The organism is Streptomyces sp. NPDC031554 (genome assembly GCF_055580685.1).
The window spans coordinates 39680-60170 of the sequence record NZ_JBVIKX010000003.1 but is presented as its reverse complement, the minus strand read 5'-3'; the positions used below and the strand labels follow the sequence as shown (position 1 = coordinate 60170).

The following is a 20491-nucleotide window of genomic DNA, read 5'->3' as shown; positions in this document are numbered from 1 at the left end:
GACCCCGGTCCCGCGGGCGTCCGGGCCGCTCCGCCCGCCACGGGAGGTCCGGCCGGGTCCTTGCCCGGCACGATCCGCCGGGCAGGACCTACGCCGCCCGTACGTCCCTCTCGGTCACCGCGCGCTCGGCCACCATGTGGGCACACGCGCGTGCCGGGGACGTACGGCGGCGCAGGAAGCGCGGCAGGGGCAGGGCGAGGTTGACGAAGCCCTCCGCCTGCATGGCGGCGAAGCCGATGCGGGGCAGGTCGCCGGAGGCGCGGTAGACGACGAACCGGGGTTCCCAGCGCGGCTGGAACTTGGCGTTGAACTTGTACAGCGACTCGATCTGGAACCAGCGGGAGAGGAAGACCAGCAGTCCGCGCCAGGCGCGCAGCACCGGACCGGCGCCGATCTTCTCGCCGCGGGCCAGGGCCGAGCGGAACATCGCGAAATTGAGCGACACGCGCGCGATGCCGAACCGGGGGGCGGCCTGGAGGGCGGCGACGATCAGGAGCTCGTTCATGCCCGGGTCCGCCGAGCGGTCGCGTCGCATCAGGTCCAGGGAGGCGCCGTCCGGGCCCCAGGGCACGAAGTGCAGGATCGCCTTCAGGTCGCCGTAGGGGCCCGGTTCGACGTCGGCCTTGTGGGCGGTGGCGATCAGGCAGTCCCCGTCGGTGGAATCGCCGATGCGGCCGAGTGCCATGGAGAAGCCGCGCTCGGTGTCGGTGCCGCGCCAGTCCTCGGCGGCGCGCCGGATCCGCTCCAGCTCGCCTTCGCCGAGGTCACGGACACGTCGGACCCGGGTTTCGTACCCGGCGCGTTCGATGCGCTTGACCATCTGGCGCACGTTGCGCATCGCGCGGCCGGCCAGCGAGAAATCCGCGACGTCCACCACCGCCTCGTCACCCAGTTCCAGGGCGTCCAGTCCGGTCTCGCGGGTCCACACCTCGCCGCCGGTCTCCGAGCAGCCCATGACGGCGGGCGTCCAGGAGTGGGCCCTGGCCTCGTCCATGAAGCGCTCGATGGCGCCGGGCCAGGCCTCGACGTCGCCGATGGGGTCGCCGCTGGCGAGCATCACACCGGAGACGACGCGGTAGGTCACGGCGGCCTTGCCGCTGGGGGAGAAGACGACGCCCTTGTCGCGGCGCAGCGCGAAGTGGCCGAGCGAGTCCCGCCGGCCGTGCTTGGCCAGCAGGCCGCGCAGCCGGACCTCGTCCTCCTCGGTGAGGCGCGCGGCCGGGTGTTCCGGACGGAAGGCGAAGTAGACGGTGGTGATGGCGGTGAGCAGGCCGAGGGCGCCGAGGGAGAAGGCGACCGTCCAGGAGGCGTTGCCCTGGTAGTCGACCGGGCCCTCGAAGCCGAAGAGGCCGTACAGGACGTGGGTGAGGCGGTCGGCGAGGCTCGGGTCGCCGACCATGCGCCGCGGGTGGGCGCTGACGATGACGAGGCCCAGGCCGAGGGAACCGGCACCCATGAGGACGAAGTTGGCCAGCGCGCGCCAGCGGCTGCGCGGGTCGGGCAGGGCCGCGAACTGGTCGCGGTGGCGCAGGAGCGGCACCAGGAGGGCGACGGAGATCAGCGCGCCGACCAGCGAGTGCCGGTAGGTGAACTGGGCGACGGCGCCCGCCGGGAGGAGGGCGACCGCCGCGCGCCACGCCCGCCGCTTGCTGCGCTTGAGGCCGTGGGCGAGGAGCAGCAGCAGGACGCCGGCGCTCAGCGACAGCGCCGCGGCGAACGGCCCGAACGCGCCGGGGAGCACCTCGGCCATGGTGTGCATACGGCTGTGGCGGAACCGCGGGAAGACCCCGGCGGCGACGTCCAGCATGCCCACCAGGGCACAGGCCCGGCCGACGAGGGCGGGCACGGCCTCGGGGCGCGGCCCCCTGACCAACCGGCGCACCCGGCTTGATCGCTTCGGAACCCCGACCGACATTTCCCCATCTTCCCTGACAGACATCGCATCCCGTAGTTCCGCGAGAGACTTTGAAATCCGGTGCCGATCGGGCATCCGGCGACATTGCGCCCTCTAGGACGGTGTCTCGGGGGGAGAGGTTCACTCGTCTTCTCAAAGCCGCCGGAAAGGCCAGGGAAAGTCCGGGACAAGCCCTCGCGGGGAGCGGGGGCCACGGGAACCCGGACGGAGAGCGCAGGCAGGAACACCGATGGGTCTCACGAGCACAACCGTGCTGCTGCTGGCGGTTCTGTCCGCCGTGCTGCTGTTCGCCGGCACCGTGTGGCAGTGGCCGCGTCTGGCCGGGCGGGGTTGGCGGGCCGTCGGCGCGCGCGTCGTCCTGCTGCTGGCCACCCAGCTGGCCCTCTTCGCGGCCGTGGGGCTCGCCGCGAACCGGGCTTTCGGGTTCTACGCCAGCTGGGCGGACCTGTTCGGCCAGGAGACCGAGCAGGGCGTCGTCGTCGACCACGCGGGCGGCGGGCCGCTGCGGGTGGTCGACACCCGTCGGGTGGAGGGCGGCGGCGGGCGGCCGGAGTTCGGCGGCCAGATCCAGAAGGTCGCCGTCGACGGCCGTACGACGCGCATCGCCTCGCCCGCCTTCGTGTACCTGCCGCCGGAGTACTTCGATCCGCGTCACAGCGCGCGCACGTTCCCGGCGGCCGTCGTCCTCACGGGCTACCCGGGCACGGCGGAGGCCCTCGTGGACAAGCTGGACTACCCGCGCACCGCGCGCGGGCTCGCCGAGGACGGCCGCATGCAGCCGATGATCTTGGTGATGATGCGGCCGACGGTGGCGCCACCGCGGGACACGGAGTGCGTGGACGTCCCCGGGGGACCGCAGACCGAGTCCTTCTTCGCCGAGGACCTGCCGGCCGCCGTGGCGGCCCACTACAGGGTGAACAGCGGGCCCGGCAGCTGGGGCGTCATAGGCGACTCCACGGGCGGCTACTGCGCGCTGAAGCTGGCGATGCACCACCCCGAGGTCTACGGGGCGGGGGCGGGCCTGTCGGCGTACTACAAAGCGCCGAGCGACCCGACGACCGGTGACCTCTTCCACGGTGACGCGACGCGACGCCACGAGGCCGATCTGCGGTGGTTCCTGAAACACCGGCCCGCGCCCGACACCTCGCTGCTCGTCACCAGCAGCAAGGTGGGGGAATCCAACTACAAGGCCACGCTGGAGTTCATCGAACTGGCGAAGGCCACGCACAGGACGAGGATCTCGTCGATCGTCCTCGAAAGCGGCGGGCACAACTTCAACACCTGGCGGCGCGAGATCCCGCCGACCCTGGAGTGGATCAGCGGGCGGCTGGGCGGGGGCCGGGCGGCCGGTGACGTCGGCGGACCACCCCGCCGATCATGAATGATCTTGATTTCCGGGGAATTCGGTGACCGCTCCGTTTCCTGATGTCCCGTGAAGGTTTCGCCACGGCCGTGTTTTTACGGGGTGGGGCGCCAACATTCGCCTACGCGCGGTAAGTTTCTGGCCATGCCACGTGGACGTCACCGCCATTCCCCACCTTTGCACCGGCTGTTGCCCCCTTCGGCGATCGCAGGCGTCTCCCTCGTCTGCGCCCTCGGCCCCTGGGTGTTCACGGAGCCACTGGTGCTCCGAGGTCTGGCCGCCGCGGCGGCGGCGACGGCGGTCGCGAGCGCGTTCGTCATGCGCCGCTGGGACATCCAGGCCGGCAAGCAGGTGGCCGACCTCACGCGTGCGCGTGCGGGCGACGAGTGGCGCCACGAGGAGCGGGTCGCCGAACTGGAGAGCGACCTCGAGGAGTCGCGCGAGCTGCGCGTCAAGCTGGAGCAGCGGCTGCGGGCCAAGCGCGCCGAACTGGCCGGCCTGCGCAACGAGCACGCGTCCCTGCTGCGCCGTTACGCCACCGCGGAGACCGAGCGGGCGAGCGCCCTGGAGGGCCGCCGCCTGCTCGAGATAGAGGGCTCCGTCCCGTCGCTGGCGCTGCCGCCCGCGCGGTCCGCGCAGGACGACACGGCGGAGACCGACGGGTCCACCGACGAGACGCGTGAGACGGCCGAGGACGGCGCGACCACGCAGGCCGACGCCACCGACGCCACGGAGACCGCGGAGTCCGGGAGCGCGGGCGTGGACGCCGGCTCCGCCGAGGACGGGCCGCGGGCCCCCGCCGTCTTCTCCCCGTCCGGGTCCCGGCTGTTCCTGCGGGCACAGGCGGCGTTGGACCGTTTCGGCGCCGACGGACCGGAACCGGTGAGGAGCGCGGCGGCCGGTGACGAGCCCGCCGGGGCCGATCCCGTCCGGGCCGCCGCCCCCGCCGAGTCCGGCGGCGACGCGGAGGCCGCGCGGGAGGACGAGGCCGAGGGGAAGCCCGAGGCGGTCGACGAGCACGCGCGCGCGACCGCCGCCCACCCGACCGACGGGACGAACGGCACCCCGGAAGGGACGGAGCCCCTCCGGGAGGCCGTCTCGCGGGAGACCGCCCCGCGGGGACCCGTCCAGGAAGAGCCCGCCCCGCAGGAGCCCGTCGCGCGCACGAAGGCCGACGACGCCCCGCCCACCGGGCCGGCCGGCCCGGCCGAGGCCCCGGAAGCGCCCGTGACGGCCCCCTCCGCCGGCGTCGGCGTGCTCGTCCCGCGTTCCGAGGCCCCCGTGCGGCGTCCCTCCGGCCACTTCACCGTCCCGACCGCCGTCGCCGTCGCGCCGACCGCGCAGCCGGCACGACGTCCCGCGGCCGAAGGCGGTTTCGACTTCTTCGGTACGCAGAAGGAGCCGGCGTCCGCCGCGCTGGAGGCCGTGCAGAACGAGGACCTCGCCGACGTCGTCGGCCAGGAGGCGCTCGCGCTGCACAAGGCCGAGACGGAGGCGGAGTTCAAGCCGGCCGACGAGCACGCGCGGGCCGTCGGCCAGGTCATCGACCTCACCGAGCACGACGAGACCGAGCAGATCGACGTCCAGGGACTGCGCAGCGCCGCCTCCTGAACGCCGGCCGGTCACGCCTTCCCGGACCGTCACACCTCCCGGCCCGCCACGCCCACTCGGGCGCGGCGGGCCGCGGTGTGCGCGGCGCTCACGCCGTCCACCGGTCGGACCGCGCGTCACGGCGCCCGGTCCGGGACCGGTCCGCCTGGCCGCGCAGCAGTTCCGCGGCCTCCCGCGCGTCCCGCAGCCGCGCCGTCACCGTCTTGCCCGCCCCCGTGTCCACATGGACGTCGGCGAGCCGCCACAGCCGCTTCCAGGGCCCCTGGGACAGGCGCACGCTCTGCACCTTGGCGTGCGGCACGAGTGCCGTACTGCGGCGCAGCAGTCCGCGCCGGGCGACGAACACCGTGTCCGTGACCGCGACGCCGTAACCCCGCCACCACAGCGGGACGCACCGGCCGGCCCGGCGCGGTGGCCGGGACGGGACGGCCGCCGCGGGCACCCGCACACCGGGCAGCACGCGCGCGACGACGGCCTCGGCCGCGGCGCGCGGGGCGACGGGCACCAGCACGGAGTTGGCCGAGCCGGCCACGTCCAGCTCCACCCGCACCCAGCCGCGCCGCCGCCACAGCAGCGGCTCGACGACGCGCACCGTCTGCACGCGGCCGGGCGGCACCGTCTCGTGCGCGCGATCGAGGAGACCGTGGTCGATCCGCAGCCCGTCCGGCGACTCGCCGACCGTCCAGTCGTACTCGCCGACGAACCGCCCGGCGCTGCGCGCGCCCGCCGCGCCCAGCAGCGGCACACCGGTGGCGAGGACCGTCCACAGGCTGTGGGTGGCCAGCCACAGGACCGGGGGCACGACGAGCGCGGCGGCGAGCGCGCCCCAGGTGGCGCCGGTCAGCAACAGCGCGACCGCCAGTTCGCGCGGCGGCACGCGCAGCAGTTCGCACGCGGGCGCCTCGCCCACCTCGTGCGCCGACTCGGGCGCGAAGCCCGCCGCGCGCGCCAGCAGCTCCGCGCGCAGGGCGCGCGCCTCCGCCTCGCCCAGGAAGGCCAGTTCGTCCTTCTTGTCGGCGCCGACGACGTCGAGCCGGAGCTTCGCGACGCCCGCGACGCGTGCGAGCAGCGGCTGGGTGACGTCGACCGCCTGGAGGCGTTCGAGCCGGATGTGCGCGGTGCGCCGGAACACCAGGCCGGTGCGGATGCGCAGTTCGCTGTCCGTCACCGAGAAGTGGGTGAACCACCAGGACAGGAACCCGTAGAGCGAGGCCGCCGGCACCACCACCGCGAGCGCGATGACCAGGGTCGCCGTGGTCAGCCGGGCCAGCTGCTCCTGCGCCTGGTGCGGATCGTGCGCCGCCCACCCGACGACCACGGCGACGGGCGCCCACGCCCGCCGGAACGGCGTCACGGGATGCAGCCGCCGCTCGGCGACGACCCGCTCCGGCCGTATGCCCTCCTCGACGCCCGACGCCGTCACAGCCCCGCCGATCGGGCCTCGCCCAGCGCGGTCAGCCGGTCCCGCAGCCGTTCGGCCTCGGCCGGGTCCAGACCCGGGATCCTCGCGTCGGTCGCCGCGGCCGCCGTGTGCAACTGCACGCAGGCCAGACCGAAGTGCCGCTCGACGGGACCGGAGGTCACCTCCACGAGCTGCATCCGCCCGTACGGCACGACCGTCTCCTCGCGCCAGAGCAGGCCCCGGCTGATCAGCAGGTCGTCCGCGCGCTCGGCGTACCGCCAGGAGCGCCAGTTGCGGCCGAGTCCGGCCCAGCCCCAGACGGCCCCCGCCAGGGGCAGCAGCGCGGACGCGGCCCACGCCGGGCCGGCGAACAGGGCGGGCAGCACTCCGGCGGCCACGGTGACCGGTCCCAGCCACACCACCAGCAACAGCCTCCGCATGCGCAGCAGGCCCGGCGGCAGCCCGGTCCACCGCGGCCCGGGGTCCGTCGTCGTCCCGGCGCCCGTCGTGCTCCCCGTCTCCATGCGGCCAGCGTACGTAGGGGAGACTGGGGCCATGACTCCCACGACGGAGACCACGGTCGGGATCGGCGGTGCCGCGGAGAGCACCGACATGGTGCTCAACATCGGCCCGCAGCACCCCTCCACGCACGGTGTGCTGCGGCTCAGGCTGGTGCTGGACGGCGAGCGCATCCAGCAGGCGGAGCCGGTGATCGGCTACATGCACCGGGGCGCGGAGAAGCTGTTCGAGGCCCGCGACTACCGCCAGATCATCATGCTGGCCAACCGCCACGACTGGCTGTCGGCGTTCTCCAACGAACTGGGCGTGGTCCTCGCCGTGGAGCGGATGCTCGGCATGGAGGTGCCGCCGCGCGCGGTGTGGACGCGGACCCTGCTGGCGGAGCTGAACCGGGTGCTCAACCACCTGATGTTCCTGGGGTCGTACCCGCTGGAACTGGGCGGGATCACGCCGGTCTTCCACGCCTTCCGCGAGCGCGAGGTGCTCCAGAACGTCATGGAGGAGGTGTCCGGCGGGCGCATGCACTACATGTTCAACCGCGTCGGCGGCCTCAAGGAGGACCTTCCGGCCGGCTGGGCGTCCCGCGCGCGCGGTGCGGTCGCCGCCGTGCGTTCGCGCATGGACGTCTACGACGACCTCGTGCTCGGCAACGAGATCTTCCGGGGCCGCACGCGCGGGGTGGGCGTCCTGACCCCGGCGGCCGTGCACGCGTACGGCGTGAGCGGACCGATCGCGCGGGCGTCCGGGGTCGACTTCGACCTGCGCCGCGACGAGCCCTACCTCGCGTACGGCGACCTCCGGGACACCCTGAAGGTGGTGGGCCGGACCGAGGGCGACTGCCTCGCCCGCTTCGAGTGCCTCCTGGAGCAGACGCACAACGCGCTCGACCTGGCGGACGCCTGCCTGGACCGCCTCGGGGACCTGCCGCCCGGCCCGGTCAACCAGCGGCTCCCGAAGGTCCTCAAGGCGCCCGAGGGGCACACGTACGCGTGGACCGAGAACCCCCTCGGCATCAACGGCTACTACCTCGTCAGCAAGGGCGAGAAGACGCCGTACCGGCTGAAGCTGAGGTCGGCCTCCTACAACAACATCCAGGCGCTCACCGAACTGCTGCCGGGCACGCTGGTCGCGGACATGGTGGCGATCCTGGGATCGCTGTTCTTCGTCGTCGGGGACATCGACAAGTAGGCCGCGCGGCTCATCCGGCGGCCGGGACGCGCGGGCCGAGCGGAGGGGGGACGCCCACCGGCCGCAGAAGCCATCCGAAGTCCCCGAGTCCGCCCCGCGCGGTCAGCTCGGCCGCCTCCCCGGCGCCGGCGAGGGCCCGCACGTACGCGGCGGGGTCCGTGGCGGCGAGCGCGAGCGCCGGACGGTCACCCGCCACCCCGAGGGCGTGCAGGGCGGCGCGCTGGCTGAGGAGGAGCGGGCGCTCGGGCGTGTGCGCCGGAGTGCACGCCTGCGCACACGCGTCCAGTGCCACATGCGCCGTGATGTCGCACGTGCCGTCCGGGACGGGAGCGGTCTCGCGGCCCTCCCGGAAGCCGGTGAGGGTGCCGAAGGCAGGGCGGGTCCGCGCCGTGTGCGCGTAGTCCACGGCCACCGCGAGCCCCCGTGCGACGCGGGAGACGGCGGCGGCCCAGGCGCGGTCCCTGGGCAGCCCGATCTCCGCCCGCAGCCCCTCCTCGCCCGGCAGCGGCCACCACCGCGCGAGCCACTCCGCGTCCGCCCCGGACACCGGCCCGCCGAGCCGCTCGGTCCCGTCGTCGCCGACCAGGACCAGCCGGGGCACACCCGCGGAGTCGACCTCGGCGACGTCCACCGGCACGTTGTCCAGCCACTCGTTGGCGAACAGCAGGCCGGTGACCCGCGGCGGAGGCGCGGACAGCCAGGTGATCCGAGGGCTCAGGCCCTCCGGACGGGCGGCGACCTCGACGCCGTACGCGCGTGTGCGGGCGGCCACGTCGGCGGGCAGGGCGTCGAGCACGCCCGTGACCAGTTCACCGCGGCCGGCGGCCATGTCGACGAAGTCGAGCGACGCGGGCCGGCCGAGGGCCTCGTCGACCCGGCACAGCAGCCGGGCCACGGCCAGCGCGAAGAGCGGGGAGGCGTGCACGGACGTGCGGAAGTGCCCGGCCGGACCCTCGGGACGCCGGTAGAAGCCGTGCGGTCCGTACAGGGCCTCCTCGGTCGCCGCCCGCCAGCCGCGCCGGCCGCCGGCGGCCGTCACCGTTTCGCCCTCCGGATCGTTTCCACCACCGGATCAGACTAGGCGCCCAGGTGATCACGGTCTCCACCTTGCGGAGTACGCGCGCCGGGCCCGGATCGGTCCTCCGGTTGACCCCTGCACGCATCCCGCTTCCCTACGCTGGGTCACGTGCAGCGTCTCTATGATTTCCTCCGCGGACACCCGACCCTGGTCGACGGCTTCTGGGCCCTCGTCCTGTTCGGGATCTCCGTGGTGGCCGGCGTCACCTCCGGCCAGGACCACCGGGGGACGGACTCCCTGGCGCTGCTCGTGCCGATCGCGTTCCTGCTGGGTCTGGTGGTGGCGCTCCGGCGGCGCGTGCCGGAGCGGATGCTGCTGCTGGCCGGCGCGCTCGGCCTCGCCCAGCTCGTGCTGGACGTGGCCACCACGGCCGCCGACTTCGCCCTGCTGGTGATCGTCTACACGGTCGCCGCGACGGGCGCCCGCTGGGCTTCGCGGCTCGCGCTGGGCATGGGCCTGATCGCCGCGGCCCTGGCGCAGATGCGCTGGCCGAACCAGCAGACGAGCATGGCGGGCAACATCGCCATAGTCGTCTTCCAGACGGTTCCGTTCGCGCTGGCCTGGGTGCTGGGCGACTCCATGCGCACCCGCCGCGCGTACTTCGCCCAGCTCGAGGAGCGCGCGGCGCGGCTGGAGAAGGAGCGCGAGGCGCAGGCGAAGGTCGCCGTCGCCGCCGAGCGCGCCCGCATCGCCCGCGAACTGCACGACGTCGTCGCGCACAACGTCTCGGTGATGGTGGTGCAGGCCGACGGCGCCGCCTACGTCCTCGACGCGGCGCCCGACCAGGCCAAGAAGGCCCTGGAGACGATCTCCTCCACCGGCCGGCAGGCCCTCGCCGAGATGCGCCGCCTGCTGGGCGTCCTGCGCACCGGTGAGCACGAGGAGGGCGGCGAGTACGTCCCGCAGCCGGACGTCGAGCAGATCGACGACCTCGTCCAGCAGTGCCGCGGCTCCGGCCTGCCCGTGGACTTCAAGGTCGAGGGGACCCCGCGGCCCCTGCCCAGCGGCGTCGAGCTGACGGCGTACCGGATCGTGCAGGAGGCGCTCACCAACACGCGCAAGCACGGGGGGCCGGACGCGGGCGCCAGCGTGCGCCTGGTCTACTTCGACGACGGTCTCGGCCTGCTGGTCGAGGACGACGGCAAGGGAGCGCCGCACGAGCTGTACGAGGAGGGCGGCGCCGACGGCCGGGGCCACGGACTGATCGGGATGCGGGAGCGGGTCGGCATGGTCGGCGGCACGCTGGACGCCGGCCCGCGCCCCGGCGGAGGATTCCGCATCAGCGCGCTGCTCCCGCTCAAACCGGCGCACTGACACCGGCGCACCGACACCGGCGTACGCCCCGTGCCGACCCTTGTCACCACTCACGGAAGAGGACTCGATGACGATCCGCGTGATGCTCGTCGACGACCAGATGCTGCTGCGCACCGGGTTCCGGATGGTGCTCGCCGCCCAGCCGGACATGGACGTCGTGGCGGAGGCGGGCGACGGCGTCGAGGCGCTCAGGGTGGTGCGTTCCACCCCCGTCGACGTGGTGCTGATGGACGTACGCATGCCGAAACTGGACGGCGTCGAGGCCACCCGCCGCATCTGCGCGGAGCCGGACCCGCCGAAGGTGCTGATCCTGACCACCTTCGACCTCGACGAGTACGCCTTCTCGGGGCTGAAGGCGGGCGCCTCCGGTTTCATGCTGAAGGACGTGCCGCCGGGTGAACTGCTCGCCGCGATCCGTTCCGTGCACAGCGGCGACGCGGTCGTCGCGCCCTCCACCACCCGCCGCCTCCTCGACCGGTTCGCGCCGCTGCTGCCCAGCGCGGGCAAGGAGCCCCGGCACGAGGAGCTGGAGCGGCTCACCGAGCGGGAGCGCGAGGTCATGATCCTCGTCGCCCAGGGGCTGTCCAACGGGGAGATCGCGGCGCGGCTGGTGCTGTCCGAGGCGACCGTCAAGACCCACGTGGGGCGCATCCTGACCAAGCTGGGACTGCGCGACCGGGTGCAGGTGGTGGTCCTGGCGTACGAGACGGGGCTGGTGCGGGCCGGGGGCCACGGCTGAGCCGGACATGTCCGGCAGCGCCTTTCCCGGCGGTGTGAGGATCACCTCCGAACGCGCCCCGCGCACGCCCGCCAGGCTCTAGGGTCGGCGCATGCTCCTGTGGATCAACGGTCCCTTCGGGGGCGGCAAGACACAGACCGCACACGAGATCCGGCGACGGCTGCCGGGCAGCGTCGTCTGCGACCCCGAACTCGTCGGCTTCGGACTGCGCCGCATGCTGCCGCCGGACCTGCGGGGCGACTTCCAGGACCTGGTGTCCTGGCGGCAGGGGGTCGTCGAGGTCCTCGACCTGGCGCTCCGCGAGCACGACGGCGTGGTGATCGCCCCCATGACGGTCACCGATCCGCGCCACTTCGCCGAGACCGTCGGCCGGCTGCGCGAACTGGGGCACGACGTGCACCACTTCACGCTCCTCGCCGAGCGGGAGACCGTGCTGAGGCGGCTGCGTGAGCGCGGACCGGTGCGTCTTCTGCGGTTCTTCGTCGCGGGGAACGCGGCTGTGCGCGGGGACGGTCGGGCCGTTCGCCGGCTCGATCACTGCCTGGAGCGGCTGCGCGAGCCGGAGTTCGCCGAACACCTGTGGACGGACCACACGAGCGTGCCGAGGACGGCCGACCGCATCGCCGTCCTGGCCGGGCTGACCCTGCGGCCGAACACGGAAGGGGCGCTGCGCACGCGACTGCGCCAGGTGCGGGTGGGGTTGGGGCACATCCGGTTCGACTGAGGACCGGCTCCGGCGGGGCCGCCCGGTCCCCCTCGCGGGAGCAGGGTCTCTCGGCCCCCGCGTCCGCGGCGTGATCCGGACGGCAGGCCCGGAGGGCCGACGGGCTACGGTGACGGCGTGAAACTGCTTCCGGGACGGAGAGCGCTCGCCCTCTGGGCCGCGTGGTGGGCCGGCACGACGCTGGCCTTCTGGCTCCTGGGTCTCCTCGTGGACCAGCGGGCGAGTCTTCCGGTGTGCGCCGCGGCCGCCGTCCTCACGATCCTCGGGGGAGAACTCGGCGACGGACGGCGACGCCGCCGGGCGCGCCGCCGCGCGGCGAGGTCGGCGGCCGGCACCGGCGGCCCTGCGGGCTGACGCCCGCCCTACCTGAGGACCCCCTCCAGGAAGTCGCTGCCCAGCCGGGCCACCCTCGTCACGTCGAGCTGGTGCAGCACGTACCGGCCGCGCCGGCGGGTGGTGATCAGGCCCGCCTTCTTCAGGACGCCGAGGTGCCGCGATATCTCGGGCGCGGTCATGCCGTGCACCTGGGCCAGCTCGCTCGTGGTGTACGCGCTGCGGGCCAGATGGCGGCAGATCCGCATCCGGACGGGGTGGGACAGGGCCGTCATCCGCAGGGCGAGCTGCTCGACCGACGGCGGCGAGGCCGGCTCGGGGGATCCGACGGGGTAGTGCAGCACGGGCTGCCAGCCACTGCGGTGCAGCACGCTGAGGTGGGGCCAGCCCAGACTGGTCGGCACCAGGAGCAGCCCGCCGCCCGCGGTGACCGTACGGCCCTCGACGAGCTTGTCGACCTCGATCCGGCCGGCCGCCTCGTCCAGGCTCAGGACGGGGGACACCGCCGCCAGGGCCTCCGCCAGGCCGCGGTGCCGCAGCAGTTCCGTCTTGTGCCGGGCGTCCGCCGTCAGCTGGTGGCCCAGCCGTGACCAGACCTCCGCGAAGAACGCCTCGTCGCAGTCCTCCAGGAAACGCCGCAGCCACGCGCGCACGCCGGGCGGGTCGTCGAGCAGCCGCTGGGTGAACCGCACCTGCCGGGGCCCGCGCGAGGCGGCCACCTCCAGGGCCCGCCGCCGCACGCGCTCGTCCGTGAGCAGCAGCGGCTCGTAGGAGCCGTAGGTGATCACGCAGGTGAACTCCAGCGCGGCGTCCACGAACTGCTCGTCCGTGAGTTCGTCGAGGATGTCCAGTTCCTCGGCGAGCGTCCCGCGCGGCAGCGTGCTGCGCCCCGGGATGCCGGCGTAGGGCAGGAAGAGGTCCGAGAACGTCGACCGCCACAGGAAGTCGGCCTCGCACATCCGGTCGGCGAGATGCGGGTCCAGGCGCGCGGTGACACCCGTGACCCAGCCCTGGAGACCCGGATGGTGCCCCGGCTCGGACAGCGCGTGCAGCGCCATGCCGAGCTCGGCGAGGGGGGACGGCACGATCGCGACCCTCTCCGGCCGCAGCCCCGCGATGTCGATGCTCACGCTCATGCCCTCATGGTGCATCCCGCCACCGACAACGCCGTCGCTGACCGACGCCGTCGCCGACCGACGCCTTCGCCGACTCGACGCCGCCGGCGATCCGCGCGGGGCGGCGCGTGCCGGGCCGGTCCCCCGGGCCCGGCCCTCACGGAGGCCGACGGCGGCACCGGCCGGCGCCTACCCGTCCGTGCGTCCCCGCGCCGCGGCGTCCTCCTCCCCCAGCCGGGCCGCGAAGTCGGCGACCGCCGTCCGCACGTCCCCGGCGCTCCACTCCAGGCCGGGGGCGCGCACGTCGACCTCCGTGACGGCCAGGCCCGGTACGGGCGCGTCCCAGGCGCGGGCGAAGAGCAGGGTCCCGGTCTCCTCGGCCGTACGGATCGCGGCCTCGGCGACGACGTCGGCGTCGTACGGCAGCCACACCTGGAACTCGTTGGTGTGCGGCACCTCGGGGTGCACGCGCGACCACGGCAGTCCGGCCGCCGCGAAGCCCTCGGCCAGCGCGGCCGCCACCACGCGCGCGTGCCGCACGTACGAGGGCAGACGGGGCAGCTCGTGCTTCAGGCCGAGCAGCGCCGACAGGGCGGTGGGGAACTGCTGGAAGACCATGCCGCCGTAGCGGTGGCGCCAGGTCCTCGCCTCCTCCACCAGGGTGCTCGGGCCGGCCAGCGCGGCGCCGCCGAAGCCGTCGAGGGACTTGTAGAACGACACGTAGACGCTGTCCGCCAGCCCGGCGATCTCGTCGAGCGGCCGGCCGAGGTGGACGGACGACTCCCACAGGCGCGCGCCGTCGAAGTGCACCACCGCGTCCCGCTCGCGCGCCGCCTCGACGAGCTCGGTCAGCTCCTGCCAGGACGGCAGGACGTGTCCGGCGTCCCTGAGCGGCAGTTCGAGCATCAGCGCCCCGAAGGGCTCCTCGCAGTCGCGGACCTCCTCGGCGGTGGGCTGGCGGGGCTCGTCGGTCAGCCGGACCGGGCGCAATCCGCTGACCTGGCTGAACGCCGCGCGTTCGTGCACCTCCGGGTGGGCCTTGCCGTGCAGGGCCACGGCCGGGTTCCCGGTGCGTCCGGCCCAGCACCGCAGGGCGACCTGCTGCGCCATGGTGCCGGTCGGGAAGAAGGCGGCGGCCTCCTTGCCCAGCAGCCGGGCGACCTCGGCCTCCAGGGCGGCGACGACGCCGTCGCCGTACGTGTCCACCGGCTCGTCCAGGTCGTACACCTCACCGGCCCCGTCCAGGAGGGCGAGCCGCTGGCGGACCGTGCTCTGGAACCCCGGACGCGTGAGCACCCGCCGCGCGCCGCGGGCCGCGCGCCTCCGCCGCTCCCGGCGCCGCCCGCGCCGCTCGTCCTCCGACACCGGCTCCGGGTCCGACATCGGGCCGGACGGCTCCTGCTCGTACGTCCGTGGAGGCTGATCCGCCGTATCGCTCATACGGGGGATCATTTCGCGCGCGCGGCCGTACGGGCACCCGGTTTCCGCGCCGGAGGGGGAGTGCGGTCACCCACAGCCTGTGGACGACCAGGGTCCCCGGCAACCGATCGCGTTAACATGACGAGAAATCGTCCGGTACCCAGAGCGGACTGGAACGGGAAGGCCGCCGTCGCGTGAGTACAGTCCAACAGCCAGACCCCAGGGACCGCCCCGCGCGGCTCACCGTCGGCGTCGTCGGCGCCGGTCGGGTGGGTCCCGCCCTCGCCGCGTCCCTGCAGCTCGCCGGGCACCGTCCGGTCGCCGTCTCCGGTGTCTCCGACGCCTCCCGGCGACGCGCCGCGTCGATGCTGCCCGACGTCCCCCTCGTCACCCCCGCCGAGGTCCTGCGGCGCGCCGACCTCGTGCTGCTGACCGTCCCCGACGACGCCCTCCCCGGTCTCGTCGAGGGCCTCGCCGAGACCGGCGCCGTCCGCCCGGGGCAACTGCTCGTGCACACCTCCGGCCGGTACGGCGCGCGGGTCCTGGACCCCGCCCTGCGCGCGGGCGCGCTGCCGCTGGCCCTGCACCCGGCGATGACCTTCACCGGTACCGCGGTGGACGTCCAGCGCCTGGCCGGCTGCTCCTTCGGCGTCACCGCGCCCGACGAACTGCGGCTGGCCGCCGAGGCCCTCGTCATCGAGATGGGCGGCGAACCGGAGTGGATCGCCGAGGAGAGGCGGCCGCTCTACCACGCGGCCCTCGCCCTCGGCGCCAACCACCTCGTCACCCTGGTCGCCCAGTCGCTGGAGCTGCTGCGCGCGGCCGGCGTCGAGGCCCCCGACCGGATGCTCGGCCCGCTGCTGGGCGCCGCCCTGGACAACGCGCTGCGCTCCGGCGACGCGGCGCTCACCGGCCCCGTCGCGCGCGGCGACGCGGGCACGGTCGCCGCCCACGTCTCGGAGCTGCGCAGGCACGCCCCGCAGAGCGTCGACGGCTATCTGGCGATGGCCCGCGCGACGGCCGACCGGGCCCTCGCCAGCGGCCTGCTCAAGCCGGAGCTCGCCGAGGACCTCCTCGGGGTACTCGCCAAGGGGACCGACGGCGCCGAGGGAGATGCCCGATGACCACGACCCTGCTGCGCACCGCGGGTGAACTGCACGCACGCACGCGTGCGGGCCGCCGCGCCGTGGTGATGACCATGGGGGCCCTGCACGAGGGCCACGCCACCCTCGTCCGCACCGCGCGCGAGATCGCCGGGCCGGGGGGCGAGGTCGTCGTCACGGTCTTCGTCAACCCGCTCCAGTTCGGCGCGGGCGAGGACCTCGACCGCTACCCGCGCACCCTGGACGCCGACCTCAAGACCGCCGAGGAGGCCGGTGCCGACGTCGTGTTCGCCCCGTCCGTCGACGAGGTCTACCCCGGCGGCGAGCCCCAGGTCCGGGTCAGCGCCGGCCCGATGGGGGAGCGCCTGGAGGGCGCCGCACGCCCGGGGCACTTCGACGGCATGCTCACCGTCGTCGCCAAGCTGCTGCACCTGACGCGCCCCGACGTGGCCCTGTACGGGCAGAAGGACGCCCAGCAGCTCGCCCTGATCCGGCGCATGGTGCGCGACCTCGACTTCGGCATCGACATCGTCGCCGTGCCGACCGCGCGCGAGGAGGACGGCCTGGCCCTGTCCAGCCGCAACCGCTTCCTGTCACCGGCCGAGCGGCGCACCGCGCTCGCCCTGTCCCAGGCCCTGTTCGCGGGCCGCGACCGGCACGCCGCGCAGGAGGCGCTGCGGGCACGCGCGCGTGAGGTGCCCGCCACCCGTGCCCGTGCGGAGGCGCTCAACGCCCTGGGCGAGTCCCGCGCGGCCGCCGACGCGCACGCCGTGGCCAAGGCCGCCCCCGGCTCCGTGGCCGCGGTCCGGGCCGCCGCCCGCACGGTCCTGGACGAGGCCGCGCGCATGGTCCCGCCGCTGCGGCTGGACTACCTCGCCCTCGTCGACCCGTCCGACTTCGGCGACGTCGACGACGACTTCACCGGCGAGGCGGTCCTCGCCGTCGCCGCCCGGGTCGGCGCGACCCGGCTGATCGACAACCTCCCCCTCACCTTCGGAGCCGCCTCGTGACCAGCACAGGCATACGACTGCACGCGCCCGCGCCCGGGTGGTCCATCTCCGCGGACGTCGTGGTCGTCGGCTCCGGGGTGGCCGGCCTCACCGCCGCCCTGCGCTGCGAGGCCGCGGGACTGACGACGGTCGTCGTCACCAAGGCCCGTCTGGACGACGGCTCCACCCGCTGGGCGCAGGGCGGCATAGCCGCCGCGCTCGGTGAGGGCGACACGCCCGAACAGCACCTCGAGGACACGCTGGTGGCGGGCGCGGGCCTGTGCGACGAGGACGCGGTACGCCTCCTCGTCACCGAGGGCCCCGGCGCCGTGCGGCGGCTCATCGAGACCGGCGCCCACTTCGACGAGTCCGAGGGGGGCGGCCTGGAGCTGACCCGCGAGGGAGGCCACCACCGCCGCCGCATCGCGCACGCGGGCGGTGACGCGACCGGTGCGGAGATCTCCCGCGCGCTCGTCGAGGCGGTCCGCGCGCGCGGGCTGCGCACGATCGAGAACGCGCTCGTCCTGGACCTCCTCACGGACGCCGACGGCCGCACCGCCGGCGTCTCCCTGCACGTCATGGGAGAGGGCCAGCACGACGGCGTGGGCGCCGTGCACGCGCCCGCGGTGGTCCTCGCCACCGGCGGCATGGGGCAGGTCTTCTCCGCGACCACCAACCCGTCCGTGTCGACGGGCGACGGCGTCGCGCTCGCGTTGCGCGCGGGTGCGGAGGTTTCCGACCTGGAGTTCGTGCAGTTCCACCCGACCGTGCTGTTCCTCGGCCCGGACGCGGAGGGCCAGCAGCCGCTCGTCTCCGAGGCGGTGCGGGGCGAGGGCGCCCACCTGGTCGACGCCGACGGCACGCGCTTCATGCTGGGGCAGCACGAGCTGGCCGAGCTGGCGCCCCGGGACATCGTCGCCAAGGGCATCATGCGCCGCATGCAGGAGCTGGACGCCGAGCACATGTACCTCGACGCCCGCCACTTCGGCGCCGAGATGTGGGAGCACCGCTTCCCGACCATCCTGGCCGCCTGCCGGGCGCACGGCATCGACCCGGTCACCGAGCCCGTCCCGGTCGCCCCGGCCGCCCACTACGCCTCCGGCGGTGTGCGCACCGACTCGCACGGCCGGACCACCGTGCCGGGCCTCTACGCCTGCGGGGAGGTCGCCTGCACCGGCGTGCACGGCGCGAACCGGCTCGCCTCCAACTCCCTCCTGGAGGGCCTCGTCTACGCCGAGCGCATCTCCGCCGACATCGCGGCGGGCCGGTCGGCGGACGGCCTCCCCGCGCGCGTGCCCGCGCCCGTCGAGCACCCCGGCCGGCCCGCACACCCCCTCCTCGCCCCCGAGGCCCGGTTCGCGATCCAGCGGATCATGGCCGAGGGCGCGGGCGTCCTGCGCTCCGCCGGCTCCCTGGAGAAGGCCGCCGAGCAGCTCCAGCGACTGCACGCGGAGGCCCGCGACGCCCTCGACGAGAACGGCAAGACCGCCGAGCCCGGCGTCGACACCTGGGAGGCCACCAACCTCCTGTGCGTGGCGCGCGTCCTGGTCACCGCCGCCCGGCTGCGCGAGGAGACCCGCGGCTGCCACTGGCGCGAGGACCGTGCCGAGCGCGACGACACCGACTGGCGCCGCCACATCGTCGTACGGCTGAATCCGGACCGGACGCTCGCCGTGCACACCACCGATACCGCAGACTTCCCCCCGACCCGCCGGCAGCAGGAGCAGTGACAGAAGTGAGCACCCCCGAGGACCTTCCCCTCGTCCCGAGCGGAGGCTGCGGCGACGGCTGTGCCTGTGGCACGGACGCCGGCCTCACCGACGAGGAGTACCTGGAGTGCGGGCTCGATCCCGCGCTCGCCCAGCTCCTGGCCGACGCCGGGCTCGACCCGGTCGAGGTCGAGGACATCGCCAACGTCGCCATCCAGGAGGACCTGGCCCACGGCGTGGACGTGACGACGGTGGCGACCATCCCCGAGGACGCGGTGGCCACGGCCGACTTCGCCGCGCGCGAGGCGGGCGTGGTGGCGGGCCTCAGGGTCGCCGAGGCCGTCCTCTCGATCGTCTGCACGGACGAGTTCGAGGTCGAGCGGCACGTCGAGGACGGCGACCGCGTGGAGGCCGGGCAGAAGCTGCTGTCGGTCACCACGCGCACGCGTGACCTTCTCACCGCCGAGCGCAGCGCGCTGAACCTGATGTGCCGCCTCTCCGGCATCGCGACCGCCACGCGCGCGTGGGCGGACGCCCTGGAGGGCACCGGGGCACGCGTGCGCGACACCCGCAAGACCACGCCGGGCCTGCGGTCGCTGGAGAAGTTCGCCGTGCGCTGCGGCGGCGGCGTCAACCACCGCATGTCGCTGTCCGACGCGGCGCTGGTCAAGGACAACCACGTGGTCGCCGCGGGCGGCGTCGCCCAGGCCTTCCAGGCCGTGCGGGAGACCTTCCCGGACGTGCCGATCGAGGTCGAGGTCGACACCCTGCACCAGCTGCGCGAGGTCGTGGAGGCCGGCGCCGACCTGATCCTGCTGGACAACTTCACGCCCGAGGAGTGCGCGGAGGCCGTCGGCGTCGTCGGCGGGCGCGCGCTGCTGGAGGCGTCCGGCCGGCTCACCCTGGACAACGCCAAGGCGTACGCCGACACCGGTGTCGACTTCCTGGCCGTGGGCGCCCTGACCCATTCCTCGCCGATCCTGGACATCGGCCTGGACCTGCGAGCGGCGGAGTAGGAGCGGGATCCGGCCATGCTGCTGACGATCGACGTAGGCAACACGCACACCGTGCTCGGCCTGTTCGACGGGGAGGACATCGTCGAGCACTGGCGGATCTCGACGGACGCCCGCCGCACGGCCGACGAGCTGGCGGTCCTCCTCCAGGGCCTGATGGGCATGCACCCCCTCCTCGGGGTGGAGCTGGGTGACGGCATCGACGGCATCGCCATCTGCGCGACCGTCCCGTCCGTCCTGCACGAGCTGCGCGAGGTCACCCGCCGCCACTACGGCGACGTCCCCGCGGTGCTCGTCGAACCCGGTGTGAAGACGGGCGTACCGATCCTCTTCGACAACCCCAAGGAGGTCGGCGCCGACCGCATCATCAACGCGGTCGCCGCCAACGAACTGTTCGGCGGCCCGGCGATCGTCGTGGACTTCGGCACGGCGACCACCTTCGACGCGATCAGCGCGCGCGGGGAGTACGTCGGCGGCGTCATCGCGCCCGGCATCGAGATCTCCGTCGAGGCACTGGGCGTCAAGGCCGCGCAGCTGCGCAAGATCGAGGTCGCCCGGCCCCGCAGCGTGATCGGCAAGAACACCGTCGAGGCGATGCAGTCCGGCATCGTCTACGGCTTCGCCGGCCAGGTCGACGGGGTCGTGGGCCGGATGGCCAGGGAACTGGCGGAGGACCCCGACGACGTGACGGTGATCGCCACGGGCGGGCTGGCGCCGATGGTGCTGGGCGAGTCCTCGGTGATCGACGAGCACGAGCCGTGGCTGACGCTGATCGGGCTGCGTCTGGTGTACGAACGCAACGTCTCGCGGATGTGAGCGGGCGGCCGGGGGTGTGGGGGGGGGGGGCCCCCCCCCCCCACCCCCCGCCCGCCCCCGGGGGGGGGGGGGCCGCCCGGGGGGGTAGTGCGGGGCCCCCCGGGGTAACAAGCCCGCCACCCCCCAAAAATATTTGGTGGG

At 74.4% G+C, this 20491-nt stretch carries 18 protein-coding genes; 12 read left to right on the top strand and 6 right to left on the bottom strand.

All coding sequences use genetic code 11. The features are described from left to right. Nucleotides 1-88: 88 nt before the first annotated feature. The gene (locus tag ACZ5FU_RS08945; RefSeq protein ID WP_451780279.1) at nucleotides 89-1915 is read right to left on the bottom strand and encodes a phosphatidylglycerol lysyltransferase domain-containing protein; all 1827 of its coding nucleotides are present in this window, start codon (nucleotides 1913-1915) and stop codon (nucleotides 89-91) included. Nucleotides 1916-2144: 229 nt separating this feature from the next. Here ACZ5FU_RS08945 and ACZ5FU_RS08940 point away from each other — a divergent pair, with 229 nt between their 5' ends. Further along, nucleotides 2145-3296, top strand: coding sequence for an alpha/beta hydrolase (locus ACZ5FU_RS08940; protein ID WP_451528343.1), 1152 nt, complete (start codon nucleotides 2145-2147; stop codon nucleotides 3294-3296). A 126-nt stretch (nucleotides 3297-3422) separates the two neighbouring features. Continuing rightward, a complete protein-coding gene (locus tag ACZ5FU_RS08935; RefSeq protein WP_469045119.1) occupies nucleotides 3423-4889 on the top strand; it encodes a hypothetical protein in 1467 nt (488 codons plus the stop codon). A gap of 88 nt (nucleotides 4890-4977) precedes the next feature. On the opposite strand, the gene ACZ5FU_RS08930 is transcribed toward ACZ5FU_RS08935, so the two are convergent. Next, nucleotides 4978-6312 carry a PH domain-containing protein gene (locus tag ACZ5FU_RS08930; protein WP_451528345.1) on the bottom strand — a complete coding sequence of 445 codons (1335 nt, stop codon included), beginning with the start codon at nucleotides 6310-6312 and terminating at the stop codon, nucleotides 4978-4980. Continuing rightward, entirely contained in the window at nucleotides 6309-6815 is a 507-nt protein-coding gene (locus tag ACZ5FU_RS08925; RefSeq protein ID WP_469045118.1) for a PH domain-containing protein, read from the bottom strand. The genes ACZ5FU_RS08930 and ACZ5FU_RS08925 overlap by 4 nt, the downstream gene beginning before the upstream one ends. A 31-nt stretch (nucleotides 6816-6846) precedes the next feature. Here ACZ5FU_RS08925 and ACZ5FU_RS08920 point away from each other — a divergent pair, with 31 nt between their 5' ends. After that, a complete protein-coding gene (locus ACZ5FU_RS08920; RefSeq protein WP_451780287.1) occupies nucleotides 6847-7998 on the top strand; it encodes an NADH-quinone oxidoreductase subunit D in 1152 nt (383 codons plus the stop codon). A gap of 10 nt (nucleotides 7999-8008) precedes the next feature. On the opposite strand, the gene ACZ5FU_RS08915 is transcribed toward ACZ5FU_RS08920, so the two are convergent. Continuing rightward, nucleotides 8009-9037, bottom strand: coding sequence for an SAM-dependent methyltransferase (locus ACZ5FU_RS08915; RefSeq protein WP_451780289.1), 1029 nt, complete (start codon nucleotides 9035-9037; stop codon nucleotides 8009-8011). A 147-nt stretch (nucleotides 9038-9184) separates the two neighbouring features. On the opposite strand from ACZ5FU_RS08915, the gene ACZ5FU_RS08910 reads away from it, so the two are divergent. The 4 genes from ACZ5FU_RS08910 to ACZ5FU_RS08895 all read left to right on the top strand — a co-directional run bounded on the left by ACZ5FU_RS08910 (nucleotide 9185) and on the right by ACZ5FU_RS08895 (nucleotide 12207). After that, entirely contained in the window at nucleotides 9185-10390 is a 1206-nt protein-coding gene (locus tag ACZ5FU_RS08910) for a sensor histidine kinase (protein WP_451528349.1), read from the top strand. Nucleotides 10391-10457: 67 nt separating this feature from the next. Further along, nucleotides 10458-11129 carry a response regulator gene (locus ACZ5FU_RS08905; protein ID WP_451528350.1) on the top strand — a complete coding sequence of 224 codons (672 nt, stop codon included), beginning with the start codon at nucleotides 10458-10460 and terminating at the stop codon, nucleotides 11127-11129. A 91-nt stretch (nucleotides 11130-11220) separates the two neighbouring features. Further along, nucleotides 11221-11853 (top strand): AAA family ATPase, encoded by a 633-nt coding sequence (locus tag ACZ5FU_RS08900; protein WP_468642632.1) that lies wholly within the window; start codon nucleotides 11221-11223, stop codon nucleotides 11851-11853. A gap of 117 nt (nucleotides 11854-11970) precedes the next feature. Then, nucleotides 11971-12207 carry a hypothetical protein gene (locus tag ACZ5FU_RS08895; protein WP_469045117.1) on the top strand — a complete coding sequence of 79 codons (237 nt, stop codon included), beginning with the start codon at nucleotides 11971-11973 and terminating at the stop codon, nucleotides 12205-12207. An 8-nt stretch (nucleotides 12208-12215) separates the two neighbouring features. Here ACZ5FU_RS08895 and ACZ5FU_RS08890 read toward each other — a convergent pair whose 3' ends face one another. Then, nucleotides 12216-13322 (bottom strand): DUF5937 family protein, encoded by a 1107-nt coding sequence (locus ACZ5FU_RS08890; RefSeq protein WP_468642636.1) that lies wholly within the window; start codon nucleotides 13320-13322, stop codon nucleotides 12216-12218. 168 nt (nucleotides 13323-13490) lie between these two features. Then, nucleotides 13491-14684, bottom strand: a complete 1194-nt coding sequence (locus ACZ5FU_RS08885; RefSeq protein ID WP_469045264.1) for a threonine aldolase family protein — start codon at nucleotides 14682-14684, stop codon at nucleotides 13491-13493. 230 nt (nucleotides 14685-14914) lie between these two features. Between ACZ5FU_RS08885 and ACZ5FU_RS08880 the strand changes: the two genes are divergently transcribed. Genes ACZ5FU_RS08880 through ACZ5FU_RS08860 form a run of 5 tightly spaced genes read left to right on the top strand, consistent with a single transcriptional unit; the run spans nucleotide 14915 to nucleotide 20350 of the window. Continuing rightward, nucleotides 14915-15844, top strand: a complete 930-nt coding sequence (locus tag ACZ5FU_RS08880) for a Rossmann-like and DUF2520 domain-containing protein (protein WP_469045116.1) — start codon at nucleotides 14915-14917, stop codon at nucleotides 15842-15844. Further along, complete coding sequence (gene panC, locus ACZ5FU_RS08875; RefSeq protein WP_451528356.1) at nucleotides 15841-16833, top strand: pantoate--beta-alanine ligase; 993 nt, start codon at nucleotides 15841-15843, stop codon at nucleotides 16831-16833. Before ACZ5FU_RS08880 ends, panC begins: the two co-directional genes overlap by 4 nt. After that, entirely contained in the window at nucleotides 16830-18542 is a 1713-nt protein-coding gene (locus tag ACZ5FU_RS08870) for an L-aspartate oxidase (RefSeq protein ID WP_468642641.1), read from the top strand. Before panC ends, ACZ5FU_RS08870 begins: the two co-directional genes overlap by 4 nt. Next, a complete protein-coding gene (nadC, locus tag ACZ5FU_RS08865) occupies nucleotides 18539-19537 on the top strand; it encodes a carboxylating nicotinate-nucleotide diphosphorylase (RefSeq protein ID WP_468642643.1) in 999 nt (332 codons plus the stop codon). The genes ACZ5FU_RS08870 and nadC overlap by 4 nt, the downstream gene beginning before the upstream one ends. 15 nt (nucleotides 19538-19552) lie before the next feature. Then, a complete protein-coding gene (locus ACZ5FU_RS08860) occupies nucleotides 19553-20350 on the top strand; it encodes a type III pantothenate kinase (protein WP_451528359.1) in 798 nt (265 codons plus the stop codon). Nucleotides 20351-20491: the final 141 nt, after the last annotated feature.

Bases quoted from the DNA above. Each gene is read 5' to 3' on its own strand.
- ACZ5FU_RS08935 (WP_469045119.1), top strand. From the start codon at position 3,423: ATGCCACGTGGACGTCACCGCCATTCCCCACCTTTGCACCGGCTGTTG.
- ACZ5FU_RS08885 (WP_469045264.1), bottom strand. From the start codon at position 14,684: ATGTCGGACCCGGAGCCGGTGTCGGAGGACGAGCGGCGCGGGCGGCGC.
- ACZ5FU_RS08905 (WP_451528350.1), top strand. From the start codon at position 10,458: ATGACGATCCGCGTGATGCTCGTCGACGACCAGATGCTGCTGCGCACC.
- ACZ5FU_RS08920 (WP_451780287.1), top strand. From the start codon at position 6,847: ATGACTCCCACGACGGAGACCACGGTCGGGATCGGCGGTGCCGCGGAG.
- ACZ5FU_RS08925 (WP_469045118.1), bottom strand. From the start codon at position 6,815: ATGGAGACGGGGAGCACGACGGGCGCCGGGACGACGACGGACCCCGGG.
- ACZ5FU_RS08945 (WP_451780279.1), bottom strand. From the start codon at position 1,915: ATGTCGGTCGGGGTTCCGAAGCGATCAAGCCGGGTGCGCCGGTTGGTC.
- ACZ5FU_RS08940 (WP_451528343.1), top strand. From the start codon at position 2,145: ATGGGTCTCACGAGCACAACCGTGCTGCTGCTGGCGGTTCTGTCCGCC.
- ACZ5FU_RS08890 (WP_468642636.1), bottom strand. From the start codon at position 13,322: ATGAGCGTGAGCATCGACATCGCGGGGCTGCGGCCGGAGAGGGTCGCG.
- panC (WP_451528356.1), top strand. From the start codon at position 15,841: ATGACCACGACCCTGCTGCGCACCGCGGGTGAACTGCACGCACGCACG.
- ACZ5FU_RS08860 (WP_451528359.1), top strand. From the start codon at position 19,553: ATGCTGCTGACGATCGACGTAGGCAACACGCACACCGTGCTCGGCCTG.
- ACZ5FU_RS08900 (WP_468642632.1), top strand. From the start codon at position 11,221: ATGCTCCTGTGGATCAACGGTCCCTTCGGGGGCGGCAAGACACAGACC.